Origin of the sequence: Streptosporangium sp. NPDC000563, from assembly GCF_040299985.1 — a bacterium.
Lineage (GTDB): Bacteria > Actinomycetota > Actinomycetes > Streptosporangiales > Streptosporangiaceae > Streptosporangium.
Genome location: NZ_JBEPDA010000013.1, coordinates 19,141 through 35,239, shown reverse-complemented (window position 1 = coordinate 35,239; position 16,099 = coordinate 19,141). Strand labels below are relative to the sequence as shown.

7 protein-coding genes are annotated in these 16,099 nt (G+C 66.7%); 6 read left to right on the top strand and 1 reads right to left on the bottom strand.

The features are described 5' to 3' along the window. Window positions 1-139: 139 nt before the first annotated feature. The 3 genes from ABT352_RS25945 (at window position 140) to sppA (ending at window position 5,898) form a co-directional block, all read left to right on the top strand. A complete protein-coding gene (locus ABT352_RS25945) occupies window positions 140-1,741 on the top strand; it encodes a glycosyl hydrolase family 18 protein (RefSeq protein ID WP_350947529.1) in 1,602 nt (533 codons plus the stop codon). Window positions 1,742-1,969: 228 nt separating this feature from the next. Next, the gene (locus tag ABT352_RS25940) at window positions 1,970-4,060 is read left to right on the top strand and encodes a S8 family peptidase (RefSeq protein ID WP_350947528.1); all 2,091 of its coding nucleotides are present in this window, start codon (window positions 1,970-1,972) and stop codon (window positions 4,058-4,060) included. A gap of 134 nt (window positions 4,061-4,194) precedes the next feature. Beyond that, complete coding sequence (gene sppA / locus ABT352_RS25935; RefSeq protein WP_350947527.1) at window positions 4,195-5,898, top strand: signal peptide peptidase SppA; 1,704 nt, start codon at window positions 4,195-4,197, stop codon at window positions 5,896-5,898. 243 nt (window positions 5,899-6,141) lie between these two features. Here sppA and ABT352_RS25930 read toward each other — a convergent pair whose 3' ends face one another. Continuing rightward, window positions 6,142-6,612: a flavin reductase family protein gene (locus ABT352_RS25930; protein WP_350947526.1), complete on the bottom strand. Its 471-nt coding sequence runs from the start codon at window positions 6,610-6,612 to the stop codon at window positions 6,142-6,144. 294 nt (window positions 6,613-6,906) lie between these two features. Between ABT352_RS25930 and ABT352_RS25925 the strand changes: the two genes are divergently transcribed. The 3 genes from ABT352_RS25925 (at window position 6,907) to ABT352_RS25915 (ending at window position 16,092) form a co-directional block, all read left to right on the top strand. Next, complete coding sequence (locus tag ABT352_RS25925) at window positions 6,907-7,641, top strand: alpha/beta fold hydrolase (RefSeq protein WP_350947525.1); 735 nt, start codon at window positions 6,907-6,909, stop codon at window positions 7,639-7,641. A gap of 591 nt (window positions 7,642-8,232) precedes the next feature. Then, entirely contained in the window at window positions 8,233-15,474 is a 7,242-nt protein-coding gene (locus ABT352_RS25920; RefSeq protein WP_350947524.1) for a LamG-like jellyroll fold domain-containing protein, read from the top strand. Between the two features lie 144 nt (window positions 15,475-15,618). Further along, entirely contained in the window at window positions 15,619-16,092 is a 474-nt protein-coding gene (locus ABT352_RS25915; protein WP_350947523.1) for a hypothetical protein, read from the top strand. The last annotated feature ends 7 nt before the right edge of the window (window positions 16,093-16,099 follow it).

Here is a 16,099-nt window from a genome sequence, read left to right as displayed (position 1 = left end):
TCGGCCGAAAACCTTAAATCGGCCTTATATCAACGAACAAGGCATTGACCGTCGGCGTACGAGAACCTACGCTCTGGTAATTAATAGGAAACTTTCCTATGAATACGGGGACTCGGCACTCTCTGACCTGGAGCGACCCTTGCGACGAATTACCATCGGCTCCTTCATCGCGGCGGCGGCGCTGCTGGTTCCCCTGGGGATCGGCACCGCGACGGCCGCCACACCCGCCACCGCCACCTACACGACGACCTCGAACTGGGGATCAGGCTTCGAGGGCAAGGTCGTCGTGCAAGCCGGGACGAGTGCGCTGACCAGTTGGAAGGTCGAGTTCGACCTCCCCGCCGGGACCTCGATCACCACGTCCTGGGACGCCGACCTGACGAAGAGCGGCAACCACTACACCTTCGTCAACAAGTCGTGGAACGGCGCGCTCGCCGCGGGCGCCTCGACGAGCTTCGGTTTCAACGGCGCGCCCGGCGGGATCACCGGCGTGCTGAACTGCAAGCTCAACGGCGCCGCCTGCAACGGCACCGGCCCCTCGCCGACCCCCACCCCGACCCCGACGGTCACCCCCACGCCGACCCCGACCCCCACCCCGACGGTCACCCCCACCCCGCCGCCCCCCGGCGGCAAGAAGATCGTCGGATACTTCACCCAGTGGGGCGTCTACGCCCGCAACTACCACGTGAAGAACCTGGTCACGAGCGGCTCCGCGTCGAAGCTCACCCACATCCTGTACGCCTTCGGCAACACCACCGGCGGCCGGTGCACCATCGGTGACTCCTACGCCGACTACGAGAAGGCCTACACCGCGGCCGACAGCGTCGACGGCGTCGCCGACACCTGGGACCAGCCGCTGCGCGGCAGCTTCAACCAGCTCCGCAAGCTGAAGAAGGCGTACCCGAACATCAAGGTCATCTGGTCCTTCGGCGGCTGGACCTGGTCCGGCGGCTTCACCCAGGCCGCGCAGAACCCGGCCGCGTTCGCCGACTCCTGCTACAACCTGGTCGAGGACCCGCGCTGGGCCGACGTGTTCGACGGCATCGACATCGACTGGGAGTACCCCAACGCCTGCGGCCTCACCTGTGACAACAGCGGCCCGAACGCCTTCAAGAACATCATCTCCGCGCTGCGCACCAAGTTCGGCGCCAACGCCCTCGTCACCGCGGCGACCACGGCCGACGGCTCCAACGGCGGCAAGATCGACGCCGCCGACTACGCCGGCGCGATCAACAACCTGAACTGGCTCATGCCGATGACGTACGACTACTTCGGCGCGTTCAACCCCCAGGGCCCGACGGCTCCGCACTCGCCGCTCACCTCCTACACCGGCATCCCGCAGGCCGGGTTCAACTCCGACGCGGCGATCCAGAAGTTCAAGGCCAAGGGCATCCCGGCGAGCAAGCTGCTGCTGGGCATCGGCTTCTACGGCCGCGGCTGGACCGGCGTGACCCAGGCGGCTCCCGGCGGCTCCGCCACCGGCGCGGCCCAGGGCACCTACGAGGCGGGGATCGAGGACTACAAGGTCCTCAAGACCAAGTGCCCGCCCACCGGCACCGTCGGCGGCACCGCCTACGCCTACTGCAACGGCAACTGGTGGAGCTACGACACCCCCTCCACCATCACCGGGAAGATGACCTACGCCAAGAACCAGGGTCTGGGCGGGGCGTTCTTCTGGGAGACCAGCGGCGACACCACCAACGGTGAGCTGATCACCGCGATCTCCAACGGCCTCAAGTAATATTTCGACCACTCGGCCCTCCGAGCGCGTTACGCCGCGGGGGGCCGAGCTTTTCTCCACTCGGCCCTCCGCGCGCGTCACGCCGCGGGGACCGATCGCCCCCGTGCGCGTCACGCCGCGGGGGCAGAGCTTTTCTCCGAAGATCCTCCAAATCTGGGGCAAAGTATTCACTTGGCGCATACGGCTGCTTAGACTCCGAAACGCCCTTTTGATCCCCCCGGAGGACGCGTGCGACTTCGAGCTGTCGTGGCCATGGCGTTGGTCTTCACCCTCTCGCCCGCCATACCCGCCCTCGCCGAAGAAGTACCGGCGCCCCCGACGGCCTCCGCGAGCGAGAGCCCACCCGTGGCCCCGGGCGACGGATCCGGAGCCGGAGCCGAGGCCGGAGCAGGGGAGACGGGCGACGGATCCGAGGGGACGGGCGGTCAGGAGACCCCCGCCGACACACCGGTCTCACCCCCCGCCGACGCGACGCCCCCGCAGCCGAAACTGGAGGAGGGGCTCGCCTCCGACACCGACGGCGCCCGGGTCATCGTCGAGCTGGCGGCCCCCGCCGAGGCGGCCCCGGTGGCCGGGGAGGCACGGCAGCTGCCCGACGCCGAGGTCGTCCTCGAACCTGCGGACACCTCGTTCATCGTGGTCGAGGGCACCGGCGAGTCGCTCGCGAAGCTCGCCGAGGACCCGCGCGTCCTCTCCATCCGCCGCGACCGCGTCTACTCCCCCACCGCGCTGGGCTCGCTGAGTTCCGGCTCGCTCGCCACGAGCCTGCAGGTGATCGGCGCGGACAAGGCGCACGCCACCGGGACCAAGGGCGCCGGCCAGACGATCGCGATCATCGACACCGGGATCGACGCCGGCCACCCCGACTTCGGGGGCAAGGTCGTGGAGCAGGCCTGCTTCTCCGCCACGGACGAGGGCGCGCAGTCCCTGTGCCCCAACGGGCAGACGAACGACCCCGGATCCGCCGACGCGAACACCCCCGCCTGCGTCCACGAGGGCGTCAACCTGTGCGACCACGGCACCCACGTGGCGGGGATCGCCCACGCCGTCGCCCCCGAGGCGGACATCGTGGCGATCCAGGTCTTCAGCAGGTTCAACGACTGCGACGACGAGGGCGGGGTCTGCCTGAGCGCGTTCGAGTCCACGCTCCTGCTCGCCCTGGAGCACGTCGCGAAGCTCAAGGACGGCGGCAGGAACATCGCCGCGGTGAACCTCAGCCTCGGCGGCGGCCTGTACGAGGGAACCTGTGACGCCGAACCGGACCTGGCGGCGATGAAGAGCCGCGTCGACGACCTGCGCGCCAAGGGCGTGGCCGTCGTGGCCGCCGCCGGCAACGAGGGCGTGCCCGGCGCCGGGGCTCCCGGCTGCTTCTCCGCCCCGGTGACGGTCGGCGCGACGGGCGACGACGACACCGTCCCCTACTGGTCCAACTACGGTTCCGTGCTCGACCTCTTCGCCCCCGGCCTGGAGATCGAGTCCGCGGTGCCGGGCGGCGGCCACCAGGTCTACAGCGGGACCTCGATGTCCACCCCGTTCGTCACCGGCACCATGGCGCTGATGGCCCAGAAGACCCCCGGTACCCCGGACGCGCTGGAGGCAGCGCTGAAGACCGCGGGCCGGCAGGTCACCTACGGCGGCGTGACCACCCCCCGCCTCGACCTGAACGCCGCGATCGCCGGAGGCACCCCGGGTGCCCCCGTCACTCCCCCCGGCCCCGAGGTCCCCAGCGACGACCCCGGCCCGGAGACCGGCACCGACCCGAGCCCGGAGCCCAGCCCCGAACCCAGTCCCGGGCCCAGCTCCGCTCCCCCTCCGCCGGCCCCGCCGACCGACCCGGTGCCGACGCCGGTCCCGCTGCCCACGGTGACGGTCACCGTCACCGTGACCGTCCCCCCGCCGGCGACGGCCACGGTGTGCACGCGCGGCAAGTCCACCAAGACGCTGAGCGCCGCGCAGTGGGCGGTTGAGGTCACCCGGGGCAAGGGCAAGATCAAGGACGCGACGGTGAGCTGCTACCTCGGCCTGGTGGCCAAGGCGAGCAAGGTCTTCTCCGAGGTCACGCCCGCCTCCACCCTGGGCGGCGCGTACAAGGTGCTCAAGCCCGCCAAGAAGACGGCGAAGGCCAAGCTGGAGAGCGAACTGCTCGCCGCCTGGCTGAACTGGGCGAACGGCGGCGTGAACTTCACCGCGAAGATCAAGGAGACGGCCACGCTGAAGACGGTCCTCACCTCGGTCGAGAAGGCACGCCTGAAGGGCTCCTCCCCCGCCGCGTCCACCACGATGCTCAAGAAGCAGGTGAACGCCCGCCGAGCCGCGTAGCCCGGCGGCCGTGTAGCCCCGTAGCCCGCGTAAAGCCGGAAGGCACGCGGACTACGGGGCTCGCTTGTGCCGAAAAACGGGTGAGAACCCGCCGAGCCGCATAAGCCCGGTATGTGTCGCTTAGGGTGAGGAGCATGGACGCGACCAAGGTGATCATCGATAGTGTCGAACGGTTCAAGCAGCGGCGTACCGCTCCCCTGATCCTTGAGCTCGACCTCACCGAGGGCCTGACAGACGGCAGTCCTCCGGCCGACCCGCTGAGCGCCATCATGGCGATGCGCAAGACGAGCCTCACCGACGTGCTCGCCGGGCTCAAGCGCGCCAGGAAGGACGACCGGGTCAGGGCACTGATCGTCAAGATCGGCACCCAGCCGCTGGGCCTCGCGATCGTCCAGGAGCTCCGCCAGGCTGTGATCCACTTCCGGGCCTCGGGCAAACTGACCGTCGCGTTCGCCGAGACCTTCGGCGAGATCGGCGGGGGCACCGTCCCCTACTACCTGGGCAGCGCCTTCGAGCGGGTCTACCTCCAGCCCTCCGGCGACGTCGGCCTGACCGGTGTCGCGATGGAGCAGCGCTTCCTGCGGGGCGCCCTGGGCAAGATCGGCGTGGAGTACCAGATCGGCCAGCGGCACGAGTACAAGACGGCCGCCAACACCTTCACCCAGGACCACATGACCGAGGCCCACCGCGAGTCGATGAGCCGCATCACCGAGTCGATCACCGAACAGGTCGTGGCGGGCATCGCCGAGGGGCGCGGCCTGGAGCCGGCCAAGGTACGCGAGTTGATCGACCAGGGCCCGTTCATCGGCGCCGAGGCCGTCGAGGCGGGGCTCGTCGACCGGCTCGCCTACCGCGACGAGGTCTACGACGAGGTCAAGCAGTCCGTCGGCGACGGCGCGCTCCTGCTGTACGTCGGCCGCTACGCCAAGTCGCTGTCCGCGAAGAAGCTCCCGCACCCCGGCGAGCAGGTCGTCGCGCTCGTCCGCGGCAACGGCGCGATCCGGCTCGGCCGCAGCGGTCGCAGCCCGCTGGGCGGCGGTGGCGCGATGGGCTCCGACACCATCTGCGCCGCCCTGCGCGCGGCCCGCAACGACGACAACGTCAAGGCCGTCGTCTTCAGGGTCGACAGCCCCGGCGGCTCGTACACCGCCTCCGACGCCATCTGGCGCGAGGTCGTGCTCACCCGCAAGGCGGGCAAGCCCATCATCATCTCGATGGGCGACCTCGCCGCCTCCGGCGGCTACATGGTCTCGATGGCCGCCGACGTCATCGTGGCCCAGCCGGGCACGCTCACCGGCTCCATCGGCGTGTTCGGCGGCAAGGCGGTCATCGGCGGACTGCTGGAGAAGATCGGCGTCACCTCCGAGACCGTCGGCGAGGGCGCCAACTCCGGGATGTTCTCCCCCACCAACGCCTTCTCCGAGGCGCAGTGGGCGCGGATCAACGCCTGGCTCGACCGGGTCTACGACGACTTCGTGAACAAGGTCGCCGAGGGACGCGGCCTGTCGCGCGAACGCGCCCACGAGCTGGCCAAGGGCCGGGTCTGGACCGGCGCCGACGCCCTGGAGGGCGGCCTCGTCGACGAGCTCGGCGGCCTGGAGGACGCCCTCGCCATCGCCCGCAAGAAGGCGGGCCTCGCCGTCGACGCCCCCGTACGCGTCTACCCCAAGCTCAACCCCCTGGAGCGGCTGCGCCCCGCGGAGTCCAGCGAGGACAAGGCCGCCGCCCTGGCCAAGGTCCGCCTGGAGTCGTGGGGCCCCCTCGCCCACCTCGCAGGCGAGCTGGGCCTGCCCTCGTACGGCCCGCTCATCCTGCCGGGCACCTGGACGATCCGCTGATCTTCGCCGTACATCGCCGTGAGAGCCGTCCCGGTCGACCGGGGCGGCTCTCACGCCATCCGGCGCCGGACGAACGGTCGCCCGGTGCACCGCCAGTGCGGCGTCCCTCGCGGCGCCCGGAAAGGACAGGCCGCGCCCGATGAGCGTCGAGCCGGACACGCCTCCCGTCGCGGCGACTCTCGCGCCCGCACGAAACCTGCAGGAGCGCCCGTACGGAACCCCTGAGAAAGGGTGAGCGGGATTTCAGCGATAGCGGCTCCGGTAGCGCGCCAGCGGCAGCAGGGACGCGTCGACGTACTCGACCCCGAGGACCTTCGCGATGAACAGCGTGTGATCCCCGGCCGGGACCACCTTGACCGTCTCGGCCTCCAACGCGGTGACACCACCGTCCACCACGAGAGCCTCGCTCAGCGGACCCCGGTGGTGCGGCGTCCCCGCGAGCAACAACCTCGCACCAGGACGGCCTGCCGTGGCGAACCGGCTCGCGATCGCCTTCTGCCCGGCCGACAGCACACTCGCGGCCCATCTGTCCTGCCTGAGCAGCAGCTCGTTGAGATATCCGGCGCTGTCCAGGCTCACCATCACCAGCCGAGGATCCAGCGACAGCGAGGTGAAGGTGGAGACCGTCACCCCCACGTCGTCGCGGTCGTCCTTCACGGTGACGATCGTCACCCCGGTCACCACCTGGGCCATCGCCTCGACGAACTCGTTCATCCGGCCATCATCCCGGACCCATGCCGACCGCTTGGCCCGGCCCCATGTCCTCCGAACCACCTCACCTCATGCCCTCGCCCTTCTCCAACCGCGAGGCACCGGATGGACCAAAGACGAGACCGCCACCGGCATGAGAGCGCCGGACCCACCGACCTGGACTTCTCCGGAATGTTCCATGGCATAGACCGCCACCCGGTAGGAGAGCACCGGACCGGCGCCTGATCACCGCCGAGTCGGCCGGACGGCCACCCCTGGCATCATGGTCATCGGCCGACGCGACGGGAGCAGCTTCACATGCATGTCGAGACACACGGTCCTGCCGATGCCCCGCCCGTGCTCCTGCTGCACGGTGGCGGTGTCGCCGGTTGGATGTGGGAGCCGGTGCGTGAGCGTCTCGCGCGCGACCACCGGTTGATCGTCCCGGACCTGCCCGGCCACGACCGCAGCGCGGACGAGACGTATCACTCCCATGCCCAGACCGCAGAAGCCCTGACGAAGCTCCTCCACGACGTGGGCGGTCGCGTCTCCGTCGTCGGGTTCTCCCTGGGCGCGCAGCTGACGGTCCTGCTCGCCGCGCACCGGCCCGAGCTCGTGGAACGCGTGGTCGTGGTCAGCGCGCAGGCCAAGCCCATCGCGGCCACCGGCTTCACCCTCGGCCTACTCGGCGCCACCGCCGGACTCGCCCGGCAGCGGTGGTTCGCCAAACTGCAGGCCAAGCAGCTGTTCATCCCCGATCCGCTGCTCGACGACTACATCCGCACGTCCGCGAGCGTCTCGAAGCAGACCCTGCTCGCCGCAGTCGGCGAGAACCTGCGCTTCACGCCGCCGCCCGCGTGGTCGCGTTTCCCCCGCGAGGCGCTGATCCTCGCCGGCGGACGTGAACGGGCCCTGATGCGGGAGTCGGCCCGCGTGCTGCACGAGGCCCTGCCGGGCAGCGAGCTGGAAATCGTGGCGGACTGCGGACACGGCATCCCGCTACAACGACCCGACTGGTTCGCGGACCGCGTACGCGACCGGCTCGGCACCTGACCCCTGCCGCACTCGGCCCGATGTGCTCCGAATCACATCGCCCCACGACCTTCCCGTCGCCGCTTTCAACCCGCGAGAAATCACCCCCAGCCACTCCAGCACCACCGCCACCACCTTCGGCCCGCCCCAAAACCCCGAGTTCAAGCTCTCCGCTCCCCTCGTGGCCATTGCGAAGACCGCCATATCTCGCCGCTCGTGAACCCCGCCTTCAGAGAAACTCAAAGGCGAAGCCCCCAGGCGAACTGTGAGCCACCGCCCCCTCCCCCTACGTGATCGTTTCGGCTCGCCCCTCCCCGCAACCGAGCGTCACCGTGAGAACCCGGTCTCGATACACCGCATTTTCAAACCCGAAACACGTGTCCTATTTAGCCCCTCTTACACATATTGCGGACATAAAGGTTCTATGGGTAATTTCTGATCGTTTGCTGTTAGAACGCTCCGAACCGTCGACCTCGGCCCGCCTTGGGCCTGATGGCGGGCTGGGGTAACGCGGGAGCGATTGGCTCTCGCGCTGACTTGTTCGGAGGGTGACGGCGTATGCGCCGGAGTTTGTCATGGTCGTTTTCGGTAGTCGTGAGAACCTGGACGGCGGTGGCCGTGCTGGTGACGGCGCTACCGGGCCTGCTGCTGTTCCAGGCCTTTCCAGTGTCCGCCGCGACGGTGCAACCACTCGCCCTCTTTCAAGGCCCTCCCGACACACCTGACCAGTTGACCGGTTCGGCGGCGGGCTTTCCGTCCCTGGTGGAAACGGAGCGCACCTCGACAAAGGTGCAGGTGAAGTCCCCGACGGCGGAGATCGCTCCGCCCAAGGAGGCGTTGCCGCCCGAAGGCCGGTTCGTCAATGAGCCACAACCCTCCACGACGACGGCCCCGCCCCCTTCCAAGAAACAGCGGAAGCAGGCCGAGTCTCCGGCGCAAACATCGGCGGCCATGCTGGCGGCGCCCCCATGCGGGAGCGTTTCACCGTGGCGGTCCAATTACTCGGTCGCGCAAGGGGAGCGCGTCGCCTCGGCCGGCCGGATCTGGGAGGCGCTGCAGGCGATTTCCGGGATTGTCAACACCACACCCCCCGAGAACAGCTTCTCGTGGGTGTGGGCCGACCGGGGAGCGTGTCCGCTGCCCCCCGCCCCCACGGTCACCTCCATGACCCCCGCCAACGAGGCGCTGGTGATGACGCTGCAGCCGACGCTGTCGGCGACGGTGACATCGTGGGACGGCGGCGTCGCCAGCTTCGACTTCCTGGTCTGTGACAACCCGTCGATGTCGGGCGATTGCGTGTACTCCGACGACTACGACGATGTCTGCTGTGGACTGTACGGCCAGTGGACGCTCCCCGAAGGGTTGCTGGCCTGGGGCAAGGAGTACTGGTGGCAGGTGTACGTCAGCGACGCCTCCACGATCGGCGGCCAGGGACGTTACTCCTCGACTCGCTCCTTCACCATGGGGGTCCGCCAGCCGACGATCACTTCCAATCTGTCGACTCGGGGGATCAACGGCCAGGAGTTCTACCAGTCCACCGGTAACTACACGACGACCTTCACCGACGCGACGGTCGGCAGCGCAGGGCCGCCCCTGTCGGTGGTGCGGTCCTACAACAGCATGGACCCCCGACGCGACGGCGCGTTCGGAGCGGGCTGGTCGACCCGTTTCGACATGCGGGTCGTGCCGGAGACGATCCGGGGCTTCGAGGCGCTCCTGGTGACCTACCCCGACGGGCGTACGGTGCGCTTCGCCGACAAGGGAGACGGGACCTTCCAGCCACCGTCGGGCACGTACGCCACCCTGGCGACGGTTACCGGGGGCGGCTGGCGGCTGATGGACAAGTCGTCGACCTCCTACGTCTTCGACGCCCAGGGGCGGCTACTGAGGGTGACCGATGACCGTGGCCGCAGCCAGGAGATGACCTACGGCACCGACGGCAAGCTGAGCACGGTCACCGCGGCCGGCGGCAGGTCCCTGTCGTTCACCTGGACCGGAGCAAACGTCACCGCGGTGTCGACCGATCCTGTGAACGGATCCCCGCTGACCTGGACCTACGCCTACACCGGTGACCGCCTGACCAGGGTCTGCGCGCCGACGAGCGCGTGCACCGACTTCGAGTACGGCGCCGGATCGCTGTATCGCAGCTCGGTCCAGGACGCCGACCCGTTCGGCTACTGGCGGCTGAGCGACGCCTCCGGCAGCGCGGCCGATCTGGGCTGGGGCGCCGGCCCGGCCTCCTACTCCGGAGCGACGCGGGGGCGTCCGGGAGCGCTGGCCGGCACCACCGACACTGCCGTCGATCTGACGAGTTCGGGGTATGTGGAGGTGCCCTCAGGGCTCATGCCACGAATCCACCAGCAGGGAACGGTCGAGCTGTGGTTCAAGTCCACCGGAACGGGCCGCCTGCTGTCCTCGGGGCAGTTCGGCACCCTGGATCCGATGATCCAGGTGGGCACAGACGGCAAACTGCGCGCCTCCCTGCGTCCGACCTCCTCCCCCATCATCTCCCCCGCCGCGGTGAACAACGGCACCTGGCATCACCTGGCTTTCACCCTCACCGGAAACAAGCAGACCCTCTACCTGGACGGTCTGCCCGTCGGGACGCTGACCCAGCCGGTGGCCGCCGAGGCCCGTGACACCACCAGGATCGGCGGCGGCCTGGCCGGGTCCATCGACGAGCTCGCGGTCTACGACCGGCCACTGAGCGCGGACGAGGTCGCGGCACACTTCGCCGCCCGCGTCGAGGCCCCGAACAAGCTGACCAAGATCACCCTGCCGTCGGGGCGAGTGTGGGCGACCAACACCTACGACTCGGCGTCCGAACGACTCAAGACGCACGTCGACACCAACGGGGGCACCTGGCAGATTGGGGCCCCGGCCTACAACCGGACAACCGGCGAGTCGACCGTGACGGTCACCGACCCGCGCAGCGAGACACTGAAATACGTCTACGACGCCTGGCGCGGCTACCGCCTGGTCAGCCAGACCGACCAGCTCGCCAAGGTCACCAAAGTCGCCTACGACACCGGCGGCTTCATTAGCAAGATCACAGACCCGAACAATAACGTAACTGAACATTTCAACGACAAACGCGGCAACCTCCTCAGAACCAAGAAGTGTCGGACGACGAACAGCTGCCAGACCGATCATCACGCGTACTACCTGAACAACAACAACCAGTTCGACCCCCGCAATGACCGGCCAATCACCTCGCGGGACGCGCGGTCGTCCAGCGCCACCGACAACACCTACGCCACCAAGTGGGAGTACAACCAGCACGGCGAGATACTCAAACAGACCACCCCCGCTACCCCGGACTTCCCGAACGGCCGCTCCACCAGCACCACCTACACCGACGGCACCGAACCCGCCATCGGCGGCGGCACCACACCCGCAGGCCTGAACAAGTCCAGCAAGGACGCCAAGGGCAACGAGACGACCTACCGCTACAGCGCCGCCGGTGACCTGGTCGAGCAGACCAGCCCGTCCGGACTGATAACGAAGTTCGCCCATGACGCGCTGGGCCGGGTGACCTCGCGAACCGAAATATCGGCAGCCCATCCCACCGGTGTCACCACGACGTTCACCTACGACGAGCTCGGGCGCCCGCTGACGCAGACTGCTCCCGGGGTGAAGAACGAGGTCACCAACGTCACCCACACCACCAAGACCACCTACACCTACGACGCGGACGGTAACAAGCTCACCGAGACGTTCTTGGATCTGACCGGTGGTGACCCGGCGCGCAACATCACCTATACCTATGACACCAGAGGGCGAACAGAGACGGTCACCAATCCCGAAGGCGGCGTGACCCGCTCCACTTGGGACGTCACCGGCGCCCTGGCCTCGACGACCGATCCGGTGGGCACCGTCTTGACCTACGCATACACCAAACGCGGCGAATCGGCCTCCGTGACGCTCAAGAACTGGACCGGCAGCCCGGTCGCCCCGCAGGCCGCTCGCGATGTGGTGCTGCAGGCGCTCTCCTACGACCCCGCCGGACGCCTGGCGGGTCAGGTCGACGCGATGGGTCGTAAGACCTCCTACAACTACTTCGCCGATAACCGTCTGTCCGAGATGATCGGCGACGATGTACGCCTCAACGGCTTGACCAGCCTGGACGACGTGGTGCTGCAGTCAAATGAGTATGACCCGGCCGGTAATCTCGTCCGCCAAGTCAGCGGCGGCGGCAAAGTCACCGTCCAGTCCGTCTACGATGCCGCGAACCGCCTCACCTCGATCACATTCGACCCCGCCGCTCTGGGGCGTAAAACCGCTTTCGAGTACGACGCGGTCGACAACGTCACGAAGAAGACCTCTACCGCGACCGGCACCACCCGCACCGAATCGGTCTCGTATGCCCACAACGTGTTGAATCAGGTGACCCGGCAGACGGTGGAGAACGGCACCGACGACCTGATCACCACCAACCTCTACGACGACCGGGGCCTGCTGAGCGCGACTACCGACCCGCGTGGGAACGCCTCCGGCGCCACGGCTGCGGACTTCACCACCACGATGCGCTACGACCTGGCCGGACGGTTGATGGAGACCAAGGCCGCGCAGGTGACGATCGAAAAGAACAGCACCACCGCCGCCATCGGGCAGCCCACCGTGAAGTACGGCTACAACAGCGCGGGCGAGCAGACCCACCTCGTCGATGCCGAAGGGCGCACCACCACCTCTGTCTTCGACAAGGCCGGGCGGCTGACCTCGACCGTCGGCGCGTCCTACACCCCGCCGGGCGGCAGCGCGATCACCCCGACGGTGAGTTTCGGCTACGACGAGGCCGGGCGGCAGACCACGGTCACCGACCCGCGCAACCACGTCACCTCCACTGTCTACGACGCGCTGGGGCGCCCGGTCAAGGTCACCGAACCCGGCCCGTCGGGGCCAGGCGGCGCCTGGGTGGGCGAGTACAACCTGCTGGGTGAACAGGTCGCGGCGACCGATCCCACCGGCGCCCGGAACGAGGCCACCTACGACGACCTGGGCCGGCAGATCACCCAGACCGTGATCGAGCGCACCCCCGCCACCGTCGCGCACACCACCGCTTTGACCTACGACACCGCCGGCAACCTCACCAAACGCGTCGCGCCCGGTAACAAGACCACCACTTACACGGTCAACGCCGCCGGAGAAGTCACCGCCACCGTCGCCCCGGCCACCCCCACCACCAGTGCCCCGGCCAGCCGCACCACCGCCTTCGGCTATGACCTGATGGGCCGGCAGACGAAGGTGACCGATGCACTCGGCAACGCCACCGAGGTCGCCTACGACCTCGCCGGCCGCAAGGTCTCCGCCAAGGACCTCAGCGGCACCGGCACGGTGCTGCGCACGGTCGGCTTCGGCTACGACGCGGCCGGTAACCCGACCAGCACCACCTCCGCCGAAGGCCACACCACCCAGCGCACGTTCGACGGCGCGGGGCGGCTGACCTCGCTGATCGAACCGGTCTCGGCGACCTCGTCGATCACCTCGACGTTCGGCTACGACGCGAGCGGGGCGCGTACCCGCACCACCGACGGCCGCGGCAACGCCACCTGGACCACCTACAACACCCTCGGCCTGGTTGAATCCGTCATCGAACCAGCCACCACCGCCCACCCAGGCGCCGCGGACCGCACCTGGACCAACCTCTACGACGCCTCCGGCAACGCCACCGCCACCCTGCAACCGGGCGGGGTGCGCCTGGATCGCACGTTCGACCATCTGGACCGGATGACCGCCGAGACCGGCAGCGGCGCGGCGATGGCCACCGTGAACCGTGCGGTCACCTACGACCAGGCCGGGCGAGTGACCGCGATCGGTGACTACAGCCTGGAATACAACGACCGTAGCCTGCTGACCAAGGTCTCCAAGGCCACCAATCAGGTCGCCGCCTACGCCTACGACGCCACGGGTAACCTCACCCAGCGCGTTGACCCGACCGGGACGGCCACCTACACCTGGGACGCCGTCGACCGGCTCAGCACCGCCAGCGACCCGGTGACCGGCCGCACCTGGACCTACGGCTACGACAACGCCAACCGGCTCACCAGCAAAACCTCCGCCAACCCGGTCGGCACCCAGACCTACGGCTACGACAGCATGGATCGGCTCACCTCCCAAGCGGTGAAGAACAACTCCGGCACCGAACTGTCGAAGATCGTCTATGGGTGGGACAAGGACGACAACCTCACCAGCAAGACCACCACCGGCACCGCCGGAGCCGGAACCAACACCTACGGCTACGACCGCGCCGGACGGCTGACCTCCTGGACCGCGCCCGGTGGCGCCGTCACCGCCTATGAGTGGGACGCCTCCGGCAACCGCACCAAGTCCGGGGCCGACACCTTTGCCTACGACCAGCGCAACCGGCTCACCTCCGGCGCTGGAGTCGACTACACCTACGCCCCCCGCGGCACCCTCGCCACCGAGACCAAAGCCGGTGTCACCCGCGATCTGGCCTTCGACGCCTTCGACCGCCTCGTCTCCGATGGAGAGGCCACCTACGGCTACGACGCCCTGGACCGGATGACCTCACGCACCAAGGGCGCCGCCCAGCAGCGCTTCGTCTACTCCGGGCTGACCAACGACATCACCACCACCACCGACGGTGTGGGCGCTGTCCAGGCCAAGTACGGCCGCGACCCCTTCGGCGGCCTGCTGAGTCTGCAGGAGGGCGCGATCCCCGCGCTCGCCACGATGACAGACCTGCACGGTGACGTGGTGGGCACCTTCTCCGGCACCGCCCTGGTCGACTCGACGGCCTACGACCCCTTCGGCAAGGTCACCCACCGCTCCGGCACCCAGCGCGCCCTCGGCTACCAGGGTGAGTACACCGACCCGGACACGGGCAAGGTCAACATGCACGCCCGCTGGTACCAGCCCGGCACCGGCGCCTTCACCTCCCGCGATGACTGGACTCTTTCTCCTGAACCTTCCAATCAAATAAACCGCTACACATATGGAAATTCAGATCCACTCGGAAACGAAGACCCTACAGGGCACTACCCGAAACCCTCAACTTTCAAAGAGGGGGGATATTGCATGACGGTGATGCACTGGACAAAATGCGCGCAAGCAGCATTGATAACCAACGAAACCGAAGAATTCGTTAACGGAAAAGAGGGCAACAAGGAAACCAAAAGAAGAAATGCGATTCGCCACTTCATCTGGCAGGTCAGAATTATGATGCAGTTTGGTGCCGACATCGCCAAGAAGCTTGGGGATAGTCACGAAAGGTTCAGACCCGACTACGAGAAGGGCAAAGACGATGAAAAAAAGAGGCAGGGGAAGGAAAGTGACACCGACTTCGACCAGCGCATCAACGCTTTCGCCAGAAAGTATACCTACGAACACCAAAAAATATTGAGAGACATAAAGTCGACTCATGGAGACGATGCCTGGTTGAACTATCTGTATGCTGTAGGAATTGATGAGATGTGCAGTGAAGGAATTCTCAAAGCTAATTCATGCCCTGAACATTACTACGCAGGCCGGCCTCCCGGAAGCAAGAGAAGCAATGCGGAACGGAAGCGCGAATCCAAAAAAGTAAGAGACCAGGCAAAGATTGACGCCGAGTGCATGTCTGGACCGTGCACGAAAAGCTACAGCGGCCACTACGACTTCTGGCATATCGAAAACGCAGCCAACATCTGGAGCGTTGAGTCTGGCATACCATGCGAAGTATGGAATCCCGGAAACTGCGACAAGCCCACGCGTAACTTTGAAATAAACTCCGCCGAAACATGGGAGTCGTACGTTTGGAACCTGAGTTCGGAATCATTTAGATATACGAGCAGCGCCCGCGAATGGACACAACCACAGATCGTCAGTTTTCACCAATACATCATCATAAGGTGAAGCCGAGATCGCACACGAGGTGGTTAGATCTGATGACATCGAATTCAGTCACTCCTCCGACCCGCCACCAATAATATTAATGCCCAACAGGAGGGAACGACTTTCAATTGAAATTTTCAACGACTATCACATTAAGGAGATCGTGTGCTGCAAGAAGGTCTTGTGAAATCACTGAGCACCGTGTCGGTGATCGTATTTTTCGCCGCTGGCCTGGCAGCCTGCTCTGGAGAAAATCAGTCCGAGACCTGCTGGGCGAGGGCAGATAAGGAAAACAAGATGCTCGCCGGACTGATCCATTCCGCTTTCAAAAATCACAGAGTTGTACTTTCCATTGAAGAAAGCAATGGATGTGATTCCGCAAACAACGGGGCATGGCTGGATGTCACCCTGAATGCAAACGTAACGAAGAATGAAGTTCGAAACGCATTCACGAAGGCTGGATGGTCATCGAATGTCGATAAATTCATGCCCTGCGGACCGACCTGCAATCCCACAATGGCCATACAGTCCGGAAAGCGACGTATCGGCATGAACCTCAGCAAGGAGGCCGATACGCCTTGGATGATTTCCATGCAAGCCATTGACGATTGCTGGACCGACGACAGTTACACCTGTTGACCCTTTT

Bases quoted from the DNA above. Each gene is read 5' to 3' on its own strand.
- ABT352_RS25925 (WP_350947525.1), top strand. From the start codon at position 6,907: ATGCATGTCGAGACACACGGTCCTGCCGATGCCCCGCCCGTGCTCCTG.
- sppA (WP_350947527.1), top strand. From the start codon at position 4,195: ATGGACGCGACCAAGGTGATCATCGATAGTGTCGAACGGTTCAAGCAG.
- ABT352_RS25930 (WP_350947526.1), bottom strand. From the start codon at position 6,612: ATGAACGAGTTCGTCGAGGCGATGGCCCAGGTGGTGACCGGGGTGACG.